Here is a 13,873-nt window from a genome sequence, read left to right as displayed (position 1 = left end):
TCACGCCCCGCTCACCGGGGTCGGCCCGGTCAGCCGCGCGGGGCGCGGGCCAACTGGCGGGACTGGGCGACCAGGCGGTCGGCGCTGTCCCAGACCTCGGCGTCCTCCTCCAGGAAGCCGCCCGCGAGGTTGCGGGTGGTGATGGAGACCCGCAGCGGGCCGGGGGCCGGGCGGCAGCGGACGTGGGTGGTGAGCTCGACGGTGGGGGTCCAGCCCTTCAGGCCCAACTCGAAGGAGGTCGGCGGCAGGGCGTCGACGGTGAGGAGCAGGGAGAGCGGGTCCGGCTCGCGGCCGTCGGCCAGGCCGAACCAGCCGCGCATCTCGCCCTTGCCGGAGGGCGCGCCGACGGCCCAGCCGACGGTCGCCGGGTCGAGGCGGATGTCGAGCCGCTCGGTGATGGCGGAGGAGCCGGGGATCTGCGGGGTGGGTCCGTCGGAGGCGCCGAAGCACTGGTCGATCGGGGCGATCGCGGGCGGGGTCGCGGAGGTGCGGACGTCGTCCGGGAGGGCGTCGAGGTCTCCGTACGAGGCGAGGACGCGGATCCGTTCGACCTCGGTGCCGTCCTCGGCGTACTGGAAGAGGGACGCCTGGCCGGTGGAGAGGGTGCGTCCGGTGCGGACGGTCTCCGTGCGGATCACCGCGGGGCCCGGCGCGGAAGGCGTCAGGTAGTGCGCCGAGATGGTGAAGGGGTCCGGGTGGGGCAGGTGGTCGCCGAGCGCGCGGCCGAGGAGGGCGAGGAGGTAGCCGCCGTTGACGGCGTGGATGATCGTCCAGCCGGCGGAGAGTTCGGCGTCGTAGACGCCGGGGGCGCGGAGGGTGACGGCGGTGTCGCGGTCGAACTCGCTCGTCGCGTCGCCCGTCGTACCGTTCGCCGTCTCGATGCTGCTCGTGCTCATGGCGGCGACGGTACAGGATTCAGCTACTGAGCGGTAGCTTTTCGGGCTCCTCGCTGGTGGAGGAGCGCCGGTTCCAGGCACGCGGCGCCCGCCAGTGGTAGCGCATCGCGAGCAGCCGCAGGAGGAAGGCGGTGAGGACGGCGGCGGCGCTGGTGTACGCGTTGAGCACGTCGAAACGGATGCTGAGCACGACCATCGTGGCGCCCACGATCGCGGGGACGGCGTAGAGGTCGCGGTCCCAGCGGAGCAGCGACGGCACCTCGTTGGCGAGCACGTCCCGCAGGACGCCGCCGCCGACGGCCGTGGCCAGGCCGAGCGCGGCGGAGGAGGTGAGGCCGAGACCGTAGTCGTACGCCTTGGTGGTGCCGGTCACGCAGAACAGGCCGAGGCCCGCCGCGTCGAAGACGTTGACGGCGGCCTGGGTGCGCTCGACCTGCGGATGGAGGAAGAAGACCAGCACGGTCGCGACGAGCGGCATGAGGAAGTAGCCGAGGTCCGTGAAGGCGGCCGGGGGGACGGCGCCGATGATGAGGTCGCGGAGGAGGCCGCCGCCGAGGGCCGTGACCTCGGCGAGGACGGCGATGCCGAAGACGTCGAAGTTCTTGCGGACGGCGAGGAGGGCGCCGGAGATCGCGAAGACGAAGATGCCGACGAGGTCGAGGGCGTGTTGGACGGACGGGTTGAACAGATCGTGGAGCACGGGGCCATTGTCCAGGGTGCGCGGGGGTGGGCCGCGCGCCGTGCCGCACGGTGCGGAGGCCCCCGCCGTACGACGGCGAGGCCCCCGCAGCCAGCGGCTGCGGGGGCCTCGGAGACGGGCCGGTCAGGCCCGCGACGCGTCGCCCTTCGCCGCCGGGGCCGTCGGGGCCTCGTCAGGCTTTTCGGCCTTGTCGCTGTCGGCGGCCTCGCTGGTGTCGGCAGGCTCGCTGGCGTCGGCGGGCTCGTCGCGCTCGACGGCCTTCGCCGACTCCTCCGAGCCGGCCGAGCCGGCCGAGCCGGCCGAGCCCTCGGCGCCCTCCGAGCCGTCCGAGCCCTCTGACCCGGCCGAGCCCTCGGGTACCGCGTCCGCCAGTTCCGCCGCCGGGGTCGTCGGGGAGGTCAGCGGGGTCGCGTCGGCCGGGTCCGGGGTGATCTGGGCCGGGATGACCACCGCGTCCGTCGTGCCGGTGCGCTGGATCGTGCCGTCGTGGATCTCCTTCGCGAAGTGGCAGGCCACCTTGTGGCCGCCGCCCACGTCCGTCAGCTCGGGGCGCTCCGTCGCGCACCGCGACTCCTGCTTCCAGGGGCAGCGGGTGTGGAAGCGGCAGCCGGTCGGGGGGTTGGCCGGGGAGGGGAGGTCGCCGTGGAGGAGGATGCGTTCGCGGCGGTCCTCGACCTCCGGGTCCGGGACCGGGACCGCGGACATCAGGGCCTTGGTGTAGGGGTGCATCGGCTCCGCGTACAGCGCGTCGCTCGGGGCCTCCTCCACCAGCGATCCGAGGTACATCACGCCGATGACGTCCGAGATGTGGCGGACCACGGCCAGGTCGTGGGCGATGACCAGGTAGGTCAGGCCCATCGACTCCTGGAGCTCTTCGAGCAGGTTGATGACCTGGGCCTGGATGGAGACGTCCAGGGCGGAGACCGGCTCGTCGCAGATGATGACGTCCGGTTCGAGCACCAGGGCGCGGGCGATGCCGATGCGCTGGCGCTGGCCGCCGGAGAACTCGTGCGGGTAGCGGGAGAGCGCGTTGGTGGGCAGGCCCACCTTGGCGAGGATCTCCCGGATCTTCTCCCGCCGCTCGTCCTGGTTCGCCCCGATCCCGTGCGCGGCCATGCCCTCGCTCAGGATCGACTCGATGTTCTGCCGCGGGTTGAGGCTGCCCAGCGGGTCCTGGAAGACCATCTGGAGCCGGCGGCGGAAGGAGCGCAGGTCCTTCTCGGAGAGCTTGGCCACGTCCGTACCGTCCAGGACGACCGAGCCGTCCGTGACGTCGACCAGGCGCAGCACCGCGCGACCGAGGGTCGTCTTGCCGCAGCCCGACTCGCCGACCAGGCCGTAGGTCTGGCCGGCCTCGACCGACAGCGACACGCCGTCGACGGCGTAGACGTGGCCGACCGTGCGGTCGAAGAGGATGCCCTTCTTGACGGGGAAGTGGACCTTCACACCGTCGAGTTCGAGCAGGCTCATGCCGGGACCTCCGTCGTGGCCAGGACCGGGTTGACGCAGCGGGCGCGGTGTCCGGCCTCGCGTGGTTCGGTCAGTTCGGGGGTGCCGGTGAGGCACTCCATCTCGTACCGGTCGCAGCGCGGGGCGAAGGCGCAGCCGTCGGCCCAGGCGATCTGGTCGTTGATGGACCCGCGGATCGGGTGGAGCGGTTCGCCGCGGGGCGCGTCGAGCCGGGGGATGGAGCCGAGCAGCCCGTGGGTGTACGGGTGGGTGGGGTGCGCGAACAGCTCGCGCCGGGCGGCGGACTCGACGACCTTGCCGGCGTAGAGCACGTTCACCTCGTCGCACAGGCCGGCGACGACACCCAGGTCGTGGGTGATCATCAGGAGGGCGGTGCCCTCCTGGTCCACGAGCTCCTTGAGGAGCTCCAGGATCTGGGCCTGGATGGTGACGTCGAGCGCGGTGGTCGGCTCGTCGGCGATGAGCAGGCGCGGGGCGCAGGCCACGGCCATGGCGATGAGGGCGCGCTGCCGCATGCCGCCGGAGAGCTGGTGCGGGAACTCCTTCAGGCGCCGCGTCGGGTCGGGGATGCCGACCCGGTCGAGCAGGTGGGCGGCCTCCTTGCGGGCGGCCTCGCCCTTCAGGCCCCGGTGGCGCTGGAGGATCTCGGTGACCTGGACCCCGATGGGGATGACCGGGTTCAGCGAGGACAGCGGGTCCTGGAAGATCATCGCCAGGTCCCGGCCGCGCAGGTCGCGCATCCTGGACGTGCTGAGCTTCAGCAGGTCCGTACCGTCGAAGTCGGCGCGCCCGCCGAGGGTGACGCCCTTGTGCGGAAGGAGTCCCATCAGGGCGAGCGAGGTGACGGACTTGCCGCAGCCCGACTCGCCGACCAGGCCGACGACCTGGCCCCGGTCGACGCCGAAGGAGACGCCGTTGACCGCCCGGACGTCCTTGCGGCCGCGGCCGCCGAAGGTGACGGTGAGTTCGTCCACGGTGAGCAGTGGCATGACATCAACCTCGCAGCTTCGGGTCGAGCGCTTCGCGCATGGCCTCGCCGAGCAGGGTGAAGCCGAGGGCGGTGATGATGATGCCGACCGCCGGATACACGGACATCATGGGCTCGTTGTCGAAGAAGCGCTGAGCCTGGGTGAGCATGACGCCCCACTCGGGGACCGCCGGGTCGGGGTTGCCGAGGCCGAGGTACGACAGCGCCGCGGCCTCGATGATGGCGGTGGCGAGGCTGAGCGTGGCCTGGACGATCACCGGGCTCACCGAGTTCGGCAGGATCTGGGTGAGCACGATGCGCCGCTTGCGGATGCCGAGGGAGCGGGCCGCGAGGACGTAGTCGCTGCTGCCCTGGGCGAGCATCGAACCGCGCAGCAGGCGGGCGAAGATCGGGATCTGCACCACGCCGACGGCGATCATCACGGTGGTGAGGGACTGGCCCATGACCGCGGCGATGGAGACGGCGAGGAGCAGCGAGGGCAGCGCCAGCATGATGTCGGTGACGCGCATGATCGCGTTGTCGAAGCGTCGTCCCATCGGGCCGCCGAGGGTGGCGGCGGCGCCCGACACGGCGCCGACCAGGGCGCCGACGAGCAGGCCGATGAGCATGGAGACGACACCGACGAGCAGCGTCTGGCGCGCGCCGACCAGCATCCGGGAGAACATGTCGCGGCCGAGGTGGTCGAGGCCGAACCAGTTCTCGGCGCGCGCCCCGACGAACTGGCCCCGGTTGGAGAAGACTTCGCCGCGCCAGGTCTGGTCGGTCGGCGCGTGCGGGGCGATCCAGGGGCCGATGATCGCGACCAGGACGAACGCCGCGATGATCACGGCGCCGATGATCGCCATCTTGCTGGAGCGCAGCCGGCGCATGGCCTCGCGCCACAGGCTGGCGCCGCTGGCGGTCTCGCTCTTCGCCGTGAGCTGGGCGAGACGGTCGATCTTCGACGTGTTGGTGGATACCAGGCTCATCAGTGCACCCGCACCCTCGGATCGATGACGCTGTACATGAGATCGACCAGCAGGTTGATCAGGACGTACACCATCGCGATGAACATGATGAAGCCGACGAGCACCGGGTAGTCGCGGGCGTCGATGGCGGTACGGATGAAGGAGCCGATGCCGCCGAAGGAGAAGACGGACTCGGTGAGGACGGCGCCGGAGAGCAGGCTTCCGGTGAGCAGGCCGACGGCGGTCACGACGGGCAGCATCGCGTTGCGCAGGATGTGCCGGCCGCGGACGACCCGGCGCTCGAGTCCCTTGGACTCGGCGGTGCGGACGTAGTCCTCGCCGAGGACCTCCAGGACGCTCGCGCGGGTCATGCGCACGATGACCGCGAGCGGGATGGTGGCCAGGGCGATGCCGGGCAGCACCAGGTGCATGAGGGCGTCCCAGGCGGCGTCGAACTCGCCGGTGAGGATGCCGTCGAGGACGGCGAAGCCGGTGACGCTGGTCGCGTCGAGGCCGGTGGACTGGCGTCCGTAGGTGCCGAAGACGCCGCCGAGGGCGCCCTTGAGCAGTTGGGCCAGGAAGAAGACGGGAATGCAGATGCCGACCAGCGAGCCGGAGACCGAGGCCACGTCGAGCCAGCCGCCGCGCTTGCGGGCGGCGAGGTAGCCGAGGGGGATGCCGACGGCGGTGGCGATGAACATGGCGGCGATGCTGAGTTCCACCGTGGCGGGGAAGCGCAGCACGAACTCGTCCCAGACCGGCTGTCCGGTCTGCACCGAGGTGCCGAGGTCGAGTTCGAAGAGCCGCTTGAGGAAGCGTCCGTACTGGACGTAGAGCGGCTGGTCGAGTCCCAGCGCCCGGTTGATGCGCGCTACGTCGGCTTCGGTCGCCCGCTCGCCCAGGATCGCTGAGGCGGGTCCGCCGGGCAGTCGGTTCAGCCAGACGAAGAGCAGAACCGACAGGCCGAGCAGGGTGGGTATGAGCTGGAGAAGTCGTCGTACGACGAGTCGCAACACCCCGCGTGCCCCTTTCTTGCGTACGAGAGTCGGATGCGGGTCCGCCCGGCCACGTGTCGTGCCTACGTGGCCGGGCGGACCGCTTGCGGTGCGTTACTTGAAGGAGACCTCGGCGAAGTTCTCCTGCGTCAGCGGGGAGACCTTCGGCGGGTTGACGTTCTTGCCGAACGCGATGGCGGGCGGCGAGGAGGTCAGCGGGAGACCGGGCAGGTACTCCATGATGGCCTCGTTGGCGGCCTTGTACAGGTCGGTGCGCTTGGCCGGGTCGCCCTGGAGCGAGCCCGCCTTCACGGCGTTGAAGACCTTGTCGTCCTTGAAGCCCCACTGCTTGTCGGGCTCGGCGAACCAGGTGCCGATGAAGTTGTAGCCGTCGTTGAAGTCACCGGTCCAGCCGAGCATGTGCAGGGCGCAGGAGCCGGCCTCGACCGCGTCCAGGTAGTCCGGGTTCCACTTCAGCGGCTTCGGGGTGACCTTGATGCCGGCCTTCTCCAGGTCGGCCTTGATCAGCTCGAAGATGTCCTGCGGCGCCGGCATGTACGGGCGGGTGACCTCGGTCGGGTAGCACATCTCGATCGAGAGGTTGCTGGCACCGGCGGAGGCGAGGAGTTGCTTGGCCTTGGCCGTGTCGAAGGGGTACTTCTTCACGTTCTCGGAGTAGCCGGCGACGGTGTGCGGCATGAACTGGGTCGCGACCTTGCCGCCCTCGGGGAGCTGGGTCTTGACGATGTTCTCGCGGTCGACGGCGTGCGCGATGGCCTGGCGGACCGCGGGCTTCTGCAGCGCCGGGTTCTTGGTCTGCGTCATGCCGAGGTAGAGCAGGTTGAAGACGTCGCGGGTCGGCACCTGGGCGCCGGCGGCCTCGAGCGTCTTGATGTCGGCGGGCGCGACCAGGTCGTAGCCGTCGATGTCACCGGCCTGCAGCGCCTGGCGGCGGGCGTCCTCGGTGTCGATGGTGCGGATGACCAGGTTCTTCACCTTGGCCTTCTCGCCCCAGTAGTCGTCGAAGCGGGTCAGGGTGACTTCCTTGTTGCCCTTGTTCCACTTCGCGATCTTGTACGGGCCGGTGCCGGCGACCGTGCCGGCCTCCTGGCTGTACTTGGGGTACGTGATGGCGTCGCCCTTGGCGGTCGCCTCCTGCTTCTCGTACTCCTTGATCGCCTTCGGCGAGTGGATCGCGAGGGCCTGGAGGGAGAAGCCGCCGGGCAGGTTGGCCGAGGGCTTGAGGACCTCGATGACCGCCGTGTTCTCGTCCTTGGCCGTGCAGGACTTGTAGTTGGGCGCGGGGGCTTCCTTGTCCTCGTTCTTCGCGAAGCCACCCATGATGTCCTGCCAGTAGGTGGAGATCGCGCTGGACTGGTAGGTGCCCTTCCAGTTGAACCAGTGGTCGTAGTTCGCGCAGACCGCGGCGGCGTTGAACGCCTCGCCGTCGTGGAACTTGACGCCCTTGCGCAGGTTGAACGTCCAGACCGTGCCCTGGGGGTTGCTCGACCAGGTCTCGGCGAGACCGCCGACGAGCTTGCTGCCTCCGGACTCGTGCTCAAGGAGTGCTTCGAAGGCCTGGCGGGTGACCCGGAAGGTCTCACCGTCGGCCGCGAGGGACGGGTCGAGGGAGGCCGGGTCGCCGGGGGCGCCGAAGACGAAGGTGTCCTTCGCCCCGCCCTTGTCCCCGTCCTTGCCCCGCTCGCTCGCGCAGCCCGTGGCGATGAGGCCGACCGTGAGGGTCGCCGTCAAAGCCCGGGCCGCCCGGGACTTGAATATTCGCATGGGTCCACCCCTGGGTCGCCATGTGTGGTCTTGACCGGCCGAACGCTACTGGCGAGTGACGCGGCAGAGAACAGTCCGCATAGCGGTGATACCAACCTGAGACCCGGACAGTTGCCAAAACGGTCCGATGCGGGACATCGCAGCGCGTCCGCCGGGAAGCGGAGGCAAAACCTCTGTTTGGCAAGGGATTTCGGCGGTGTTTCCGTGCCGTGTCGCCGGCGGCGCGGGGTGGGTCAGGGGTGCCGCGCGGGCGGGTAGCCGTATCCCGGCTGGTGAGACGGGGCGGCGTGCGCCTCGCGGTCGTAGAACGGGCGGGCGTGGGCGCCCAGCCACATCGCGACCGGGTCGTAGGGGTCGGACATCGTCACCGTGGAGACGGGCAGGCCGTCGGGGACGGCGCCGACCGTCTGGTGCATCATCGCGCGGACCGCCTCGACGGAGGCCGGCGAGGAGTCGTACAGGTCGAGGCCGATGGCGAGGTACGGGGAGCCGAGCGCGGGCTGCACCCAGGCGCGGCGCAGCGAGCGCACGGCGGGGGTGCGGTGGGCGTTCTGGGTGAGCAGGGCGTAGAACTGCGGGATCTCCAGGGCGGGCTCGGACAGCCGCAGGGGGCCGGCGGGCATCCGGTCCAGGCCGGTGGCGATGCGGCGCAGGTCGGCCCAGGGGATGCCGACGCCGCCGCCGGGGGCGTGCGGGTTGAGCCAGATGCCCCAGCGGTCGGGGTAGAGGGCGCGGGCGATCTCCAGGCCGGGGACGAGCTCGTGGGCGCGGTTCCAGCCGGAGGCGGCGAGCTCCTGGGCGGAGGTGACGCACGGGGCGTAGCCGTAGCCGTCGATCTCCATGTTGCCGTACTGGGCGTCGGGGGATCCGGGGGCGCCGTTCCAGAGCAGCATCCAGACCTCGGAGCCGGCGAGGGCGTGCAGCAGTTGTTCGTAGGCGTCGTGGCGTCCGGGTGCCACCTGGCGCAGCATGTGCTCGACCTGTCCGGTCGCAGCGGTGCCTGACGCGCTCACCCTGGGTCCCGCCCCTCTTGTTCGTACGGCCGTACGGCTCGGTTGCTCGTTGCTCGTCGCTCGGTCTGCGAAGTCGCTCGGTTCTGAATCAGTTCAGCTTAAACAGGGGGACCGTCACACGGCGGCGCGCTGGAAGAAGGGGCGCACCTTGTCCAGCATCCAGTCGGCGACGGGGTCCTGGGCCACGTCGAGCAGGATCAGGTTGACCGGCCAGGCGACCTCGACCCGGCCGAGGGCGCGGCCGAGGGCGTCCAGCGGGGTGTTCAGGTCGGCCTCGGCGTGGAGGAGCTGGACGCCGACGAAGAGGGCGGGTTCGGTGCCCTCGACGCTGGCGAGGGCGCGGCGGGCGGTGGCGACCGTGCCGACGGCCTCGAACTCGGCGGAGGCGGCGGCGAGGAAGTCGACCGGGTCGTCCTGCCAGTCGGGCTCGAAGAGGCGGACGCGGCCGCCGCTGGCGGGCCCGTCGAGCGGGGTGCGGCCGGTCCGGCAGAGCTCGGCGACGGCGGGCGGGGGCAGCGGGACGCCGACGGTGCCGCCGGGGTTCACGGCGATGCCGAGCTGCGGGGGCAGGCCGCGGGCGAAGTCGCGGGCGGGGGCGACGGTGTACGACATGTGCTCGCCGACGCAGGCGAGGAACTGTTCCCGGGAGCTGAAGACGGGCACGTAGGCCGAGCCGTCTATCTCCAGGGTGGGCAGGTCGAGGTCGGGGCTGTCGGGGCCGCCGCCGTTGGGCAGGGGCACCCACACGGGGCTGCGGCCGAGGACCTCGACCAGCCTGCCTCCGGCGGCGGGGTTGCCGAGCGAGGCGGCCAGTACTTCCTCGAGCTCATTGCCCGGCCACGTCACGTCCACGGTTCTCGTCGTCCCCTTCCGGCACACGGTGCGGTGGCCTGGTCCGCCGGACAGGCCATAGGCACCTTAATGGCGGCTCGCCGCCCCTGTGACCGAAAAGGACGCCGGAGGAGCGGGAGTGGTTCACGCCACGTCGCGGAATCCGATCCTGCGCAGGGCGTCGGCGGCGTCCCGGTCGAGCAGGGTGACCGAGGCGCAGCCGGGCGGCAGGGCGCCGCTCTCGGCGGTGCGCACCAGGCGGCCGACGGCGCGGCGGTGCCGGGCGAAGGCGTAGCCGGAGACGCCGCGGCCGCGGGAGCGCTGGCCGGCGCGGGCGGTGTCGGGGTCGACGTCGAGCAGGATCAGGTGCAGGGCGGCGCCGCGCCGCCGGGCCTCGCGGGCGAGCCAGCCGCGGACCCAGGACTGGGTGCCGCAGTCGTGGACGATCACCCCGGCGCCGGAGCGCAGGGCGCGGCGGAGGCCCGCGTAGTGCGCGAGGCGGGCGAGGGGGCGCCACAGGGCGTACGGCAGGAAGCGGGGCAGCCGGGCCTCCCAGCGCTCGCGGGTGTGCTGGGAGTCGATGGCGCGGCCCTCGGCGGCGCGGCTCATGAGCGTCGACTTGCCCGCGCCGGGCAGTCCGGAGACCACCACGACGTCGCCGGCGGCGAAGGTCAGCACGCGGGGGCTGCGGCCGCCGCGCTCGCGCAGGTCGCGCAGCAGCCGGGCCCGGCGCCGGCTTCTGACCCGCTCGCGGGCGCGGGCCCGCGCGGCCGCCCGCTGAAGAGGTATCCCCGTATGCGGCGCGTAGGCGCCGGTGCGCTGGATGGTCATCGTCTGCTCCCCCTGTCGGGCCTGCCGGGACCCTGCCCACGAAGTGTAAAGAAACGGTAATGGGACACAAGCGATTTGCCCGGCGGACCCGCCGTGCAATGATGAGCGCGCCACGCGCTCGCCGCAGCGCGCACAACCGCATATCGGCCGCTCGAATCCGCGCGGGAGAGTCCCGGTCGCCAGGCGCAGTCGCGCCGCGCGTCCGGGCGCCGAAGGAGCAAGAACCTCCCTTGAATCTCTCAGGCCCCGTACCGCGTGGATGAGGCAGATCTGAAAAGCGGGCCGCACCGTGTCGCGGCCCCACCCAAGGTGCAAGCCGGGGATGCCCTCGGTGAACCTCTCAGGTTCCATGACAGATGGGGAGGATCGTCCTCACCGTCATGTCACGTCGTGCCCCGCACGCCCTGGGACCCGGGAGCCACCCCATGAGCACTGCCCCCCGCCTGACCGCCCTCGACGCGCTGCACCGTTCGCTGGGCGCGACCATGACCGACTTCGCCGGCTGGGACATGCCACTGCGCTACGGCAGCGAGCGGGACGAGCACAACGCCGTCCGCACCCGGGCGGGCCTCTTCGACCTGTCCCACATGGGCGAGATCACCGTCTCCGGCCCGCAGGCCGTGGACCTCCTGGACTACGCGCTGGTCGGCAACATCTCCACGGTGGGCAACGGCCGCGCCCGCTACACGATGATCTGCCAGGAGGACGGCGGCATCCTCGACGACCTGATCGTGTACCGGCTCCAGGAGCAGGAGTACATGGTCGTCGCCAACGCCTCCAACGCCCAGGTCGTCCTCGACGCCCTCACCGAGCGCTCCGAGGGCTTCGACGCCGAGGTCCGCGACGACCGCGACGCGTACGCGCTGATCGCCGTCCAGGGCCCGGAGTCCCCCGGCATCCTGAAGTCCCTCACCGACGCCGACCTGGACGGTCTGAAGTACTACGCGGGTCTGCCCGGCACCGTCGCGGGCGTGCCCGCGCTGATCGCCCGGACCGGCTACACCGGCGAGGACGGCTTCGAGCTGTTCCTGAAGCCGGAGCACGCCGAGGGCGTGTGGAAGGCGCTGACCGAGGCGGGCGCGGGCGTCGGCCTGATCCCCTGCGGCCTGTCCTGCCGTGACACGCTCCGCCTGGAGGCGGGCATGCCGCTGTACGGCCACGAGCTGACCACCTCGCTCACCCCGTTCGACGCGGGCCTCGGCCGGGTCGTGAAGTTCGAGAAGACCACCAACGAGGGCCGCTTCGTCGGCCGCGAGGCGCTCGAGAAGGCCGCCGAGCGCGCCGAGACCGCCCCGCCGCGCAAGCTGGTCGGTCTGATCGCCGAGGGCCGCCGGGTCCCGCGCGCCGGCATGTCCGTCGTGGCGAACGGCGAGGTGATCGGTGAGATCACGTCCGGCGCGCCGTCCCCGACCCTGGGCAAGCCGATCGCCATGGCCTACGTGGACGCCGCCTTCGCCGCGCCCGGCACCGAGGGCGTCGGCGTGGACATCCGGGGCACCCACGAGCCGTACGAGGTCGTGGCGCTGCCGTTCTACAAGCGTCAGAAGTGACAGGCGACTGACAGGGATAGGCCAGAAGTGACGTTTCCCTCAGCGATTCGTCTCATTCTGCATCTCACCTCGCAAGACCCACGTTCATCAGCACTCCCCCGATCCAGGAGAATCAGGTCATGAGCAACCCCCAGCAGCTTCGCTACAGCAAGGAGCACGAGTGGCTGTCGGCCGTCGAGGACGGCGTCGCCACGGTCGGCATCACCGAGCACGCGGCGAACGCCCTCGGCGACGTCGTCTACGTGCAGCTCCCGAACGTCGGTGACACGATCACCGCGGGCGAGTCCTGTGGCGAGCTGGAGTCCACGAAGTCCGTCAGCGACCTGTACGCCCCGGTGACCGGCGAGGTCGTGGAGGCCAACCAGGACGTCGTCGACGACCCCTCGCTGGTGAACTCCGCCCCGTTCGAGGGTGGCTGGCTGTTCAAGGTGCGCATCGAGGCCGAGCCGGAGGACCTGCTCACCGCCGACGAGTACACCGCCTTCACCGCCGGCTAACCGAGACCCCCCAGGGATCGAAACATGTCGCTTCTGAACACCCCTCTCCACGAGCTGGACCCGGACGTCGCCGCCGCCGTCGACGCCGAGCTCCGCCGCCAGCAGTCCACCCTCGAGATGATCGCCTCGGAGAACTTCGCTCCGGTCGCGGTCATGGAGGCCCAGGGCTCGGTCCTCACCAACAAGTACGCCGAGGGCTACCCGGGCCGCCGCTACTACGGCGGCTGCGAGCACGTCGACGTGGCCGAGCAGATCGCGATCGACCGGATCAAGGACCTGTTCGGCGCCGAGTACGCCAACGTGCAGCCCCACTCCGGCGCCTCCGCCAACCAGGCCGCCCTCTTCGCGATCGCCCAGCCGGGCGACACGATCCTCGGCCTGGACCTGGCCCACGGCGGCCACCTCACCCACGGCATGCGCCTGAACTTCTCCGGCAAGCAGTTCAACGTGGTCGCCTACCACGTGGACGAGGCCGGTCTGGTCGACATGGCCGAGGTCGAGGCCCTCGCCAAGGAGCACCGCCCCAAGGTGATCATCGCGGGCTGGTCCGCCTACCCGCGCCAGTTGGACTTCGCCGAGTTCCGCCGGATCGCCGACGAGGTCGAGGCATACCTGTGGGTCGACATGGCCCACTTCGCGGGCCTGGTCGCCGCCGGTCTGCACCCGAACCCGGTCGAGTACGCGGACGTGGTGACCTCCACCACGCACAAGACGCTCGGCGGCCCGCGCGGCGGCGTCATCCTGGCGAAGAAGGAGTTCGCGAAGAAGCTGAACTCCTCCGTCTTCCCCGGCTTCCAGGGCGGCCCGCTGGAGCACGTGATCGCGGCCAAGGCGGTCTCCTTCAAGGTCGCCGCCTCGGAGGAGTTCAAGGAGCGCCAGCAGCGCACCCTGGACGGCGCCCGCATCATCGCCGAGCGCCTGGTCCAGGACGACGTCAAGGAGCACGGCGTCTCCGTGCTGTCCGGCGGCACCGACGTGCACCTGCTCCTGGTCGACCTGCGCGACAGCGAGCTGGACGGCCAGCAGGCCGAGGACCGCCTCCACGAGGTCGGCATCACGGTCAACCGGAACGCCGTTCCGAACGACCCGCGCCCGCCGATGGTCACCTCCGGCCTGCGCATCGGCACGCCGGCCCTCGCCACCCGCGGCTTCCAGGCCGAGGACTTCCGCGAGGTCGCCGACATCATCGCCGAGACCCTGAAGCCCGGCTTCGACGCCGCGGCCCTGGGTGCCCGGGTGACCGCTCTGGCCGAGAAGCACCCGCTGTACCCCGGCCTGAAGTAATTTCGTACCCTTTTGTTGGTATGAAGCTCCGGGGCACCACGCACACTGGACAGTGAGCGCGGTGCCCCACCCCTTTACCGCACTGC

13 protein-coding genes and 1 riboswitch are annotated in these 13,873 nt (G+C 71.0%); of the genes, 3 read left to right on the top strand and 10 right to left on the bottom strand.

The features are described 5' to 3' along the window. Positions 1–29 precede the first annotated feature (29 nt). From ABZ135_RS16325 to ABZ135_RS16280, 10 genes are all read right to left on the bottom strand, one after another. Positions 30–896, bottom strand: a complete 867-nt coding sequence (locus tag ABZ135_RS16325) for a thioesterase family protein (RefSeq protein ID WP_356696139.1) — start codon at positions 894–896, stop codon at positions 30–32. Positions 897–915: 19 nt separating this feature from the next. Continuing rightward, positions 916–1,596, bottom strand: a complete 681-nt coding sequence (locus ABZ135_RS16320; protein ID WP_356696137.1) for a trimeric intracellular cation channel family protein — start codon at positions 1,594–1,596, stop codon at positions 916–918. A 123-nt stretch (positions 1,597–1,719) separates the two neighbouring features. Next, positions 1,720–3,066, bottom strand: a complete 1,347-nt coding sequence (locus tag ABZ135_RS16315) for an oligopeptide/dipeptide ABC transporter ATP-binding protein (RefSeq protein ID WP_356696135.1) — start codon at positions 3,064–3,066, stop codon at positions 1,720–1,722. Beyond that, positions 3,063–4,055 (bottom strand): ABC transporter ATP-binding protein, encoded by a 993-nt coding sequence (locus ABZ135_RS16310; protein WP_356696133.1) that lies wholly within the window; start codon positions 4,053–4,055, stop codon positions 3,063–3,065. The genes ABZ135_RS16315 and ABZ135_RS16310 overlap by 4 nt, the downstream gene beginning before the upstream one ends. 4 nt (positions 4,056–4,059) lie before the next feature. Continuing rightward, positions 4,060–5,022 (bottom strand): ABC transporter permease, encoded by a 963-nt coding sequence (locus ABZ135_RS16305; protein ID WP_356696131.1) that lies wholly within the window; start codon positions 5,020–5,022, stop codon positions 4,060–4,062. Next, the gene (locus ABZ135_RS16300; protein WP_356696129.1) at positions 5,022–6,017 is read right to left on the bottom strand and encodes an ABC transporter permease; all 996 of its coding nucleotides are present in this window, start codon (positions 6,015–6,017) and stop codon (positions 5,022–5,024) included. Before ABZ135_RS16300 ends, ABZ135_RS16305 begins: the two co-directional genes overlap by 1 nt. A gap of 93 nt (positions 6,018–6,110) precedes the next feature. Then, on the bottom strand, positions 6,111–7,781 hold the full coding sequence (locus ABZ135_RS16295; RefSeq protein ID WP_356696127.1) for an ABC transporter substrate-binding protein: 1,671 nt from the start codon (positions 7,779–7,781) through the stop codon (positions 6,111–6,113). A gap of 233 nt (positions 7,782–8,014) precedes the next feature. Beyond that, positions 8,015–8,794: an enhanced serine sensitivity protein SseB C-terminal domain-containing protein gene (locus ABZ135_RS16290; protein ID WP_356696125.1), complete on the bottom strand. Its 780-nt coding sequence runs from the start codon at positions 8,792–8,794 to the stop codon at positions 8,015–8,017. A 114-nt stretch (positions 8,795–8,908) separates the two neighbouring features. Continuing rightward, complete coding sequence (locus ABZ135_RS16285; RefSeq protein WP_356696123.1) at positions 8,909–9,646, bottom strand: enhanced serine sensitivity protein SseB; 738 nt, start codon at positions 9,644–9,646, stop codon at positions 8,909–8,911. A gap of 123 nt (positions 9,647–9,769) precedes the next feature. Next, positions 9,770–10,456: an AAA family ATPase gene (locus ABZ135_RS16280; RefSeq protein ID WP_356696121.1), complete on the bottom strand. Its 687-nt coding sequence runs from the start codon at positions 10,454–10,456 to the stop codon at positions 9,770–9,772. Positions 10,457–10,608: 152 nt separating this feature from the next. Beyond that, a riboswitch (glycine riboswitch) is annotated at positions 10,609–10,720 on the top strand. A gap of 161 nt (positions 10,721–10,881) precedes the next feature. On the opposite strand from ABZ135_RS16280, the gene gcvT reads away from it, so the two are divergent. From gcvT to glyA, 3 genes are all read left to right on the top strand, one after another. Continuing rightward, entirely contained in the window at positions 10,882–12,006 is a 1,125-nt protein-coding gene (gene gcvT / locus ABZ135_RS16275) for a glycine cleavage system aminomethyltransferase GcvT (protein WP_356696119.1), read from the top strand. Positions 12,007–12,125: 119 nt separating this feature from the next. Beyond that, positions 12,126–12,503 carry a glycine cleavage system protein GcvH gene (gene gcvH / locus ABZ135_RS16270; RefSeq protein WP_356696117.1) on the top strand — a complete coding sequence of 126 codons (378 nt, stop codon included), beginning with the start codon at positions 12,126–12,128 and terminating at the stop codon, positions 12,501–12,503. Between the two features lie 24 nt (positions 12,504–12,527). After that, positions 12,528–13,787, top strand: a complete 1,260-nt coding sequence (gene glyA, locus ABZ135_RS16265) for a serine hydroxymethyltransferase (RefSeq protein WP_356696115.1) — start codon at positions 12,528–12,530, stop codon at positions 13,785–13,787. The last annotated feature ends 86 nt before the right edge of the window (positions 13,788–13,873 follow it).

It is taken from the genome of Streptomyces sp. NPDC006339, assembly GCF_040612775.1.
In the GTDB taxonomy this organism is placed as follows: domain Bacteria; phylum Actinomycetota; class Actinomycetes; order Streptomycetales; family Streptomycetaceae; genus Streptomyces.
The sequence above is the reverse complement of the archived record's forward strand: the minus strand, read 5'-3'. Positions and strand labels throughout refer to the sequence as shown.

What these genes read in the sequence shown, in the direction of transcription:
- ABZ135_RS16325 (WP_356696139.1), bottom strand. Translation starts at nt 896, where the DNA reads ATGAGCACGAGCAGCATCGAGACGGCGAACGGTACGACGGGCGACGCG.
- ABZ135_RS16315 (WP_356696135.1), bottom strand. Translation starts at nt 3,066, where the DNA reads ATGAGCCTGCTCGAACTCGACGGTGTGAAGGTCCACTTCCCCGTCAAG.
- ABZ135_RS16310 (WP_356696133.1), bottom strand. Translation starts at nt 4,055, where the DNA reads ATGCCACTGCTCACCGTGGACGAACTCACCGTCACCTTCGGCGGCCGC.
- ABZ135_RS16305 (WP_356696131.1), bottom strand. Translation starts at nt 5,022, where the DNA reads ATGAGCCTGGTATCCACCAACACGTCGAAGATCGACCGTCTCGCCCAG.
- ABZ135_RS16295 (WP_356696127.1), bottom strand. Translation starts at nt 7,781, where the DNA reads ATGCGAATATTCAAGTCCCGGGCGGCCCGGGCTTTGACGGCGACCCTC.
- ABZ135_RS16280 (WP_356696121.1), bottom strand. Translation starts at nt 10,456, where the DNA reads ATGACCATCCAGCGCACCGGCGCCTACGCGCCGCATACGGGGATACCT.
- gcvT (WP_356696119.1), top strand. Translation starts at nt 10,882, where the DNA reads ATGAGCACTGCCCCCCGCCTGACCGCCCTCGACGCGCTGCACCGTTCG.
- gcvH (WP_356696117.1), top strand. Translation starts at nt 12,126, where the DNA reads ATGAGCAACCCCCAGCAGCTTCGCTACAGCAAGGAGCACGAGTGGCTG.
- glyA (WP_356696115.1), top strand. Translation starts at nt 12,528, where the DNA reads ATGTCGCTTCTGAACACCCCTCTCCACGAGCTGGACCCGGACGTCGCC.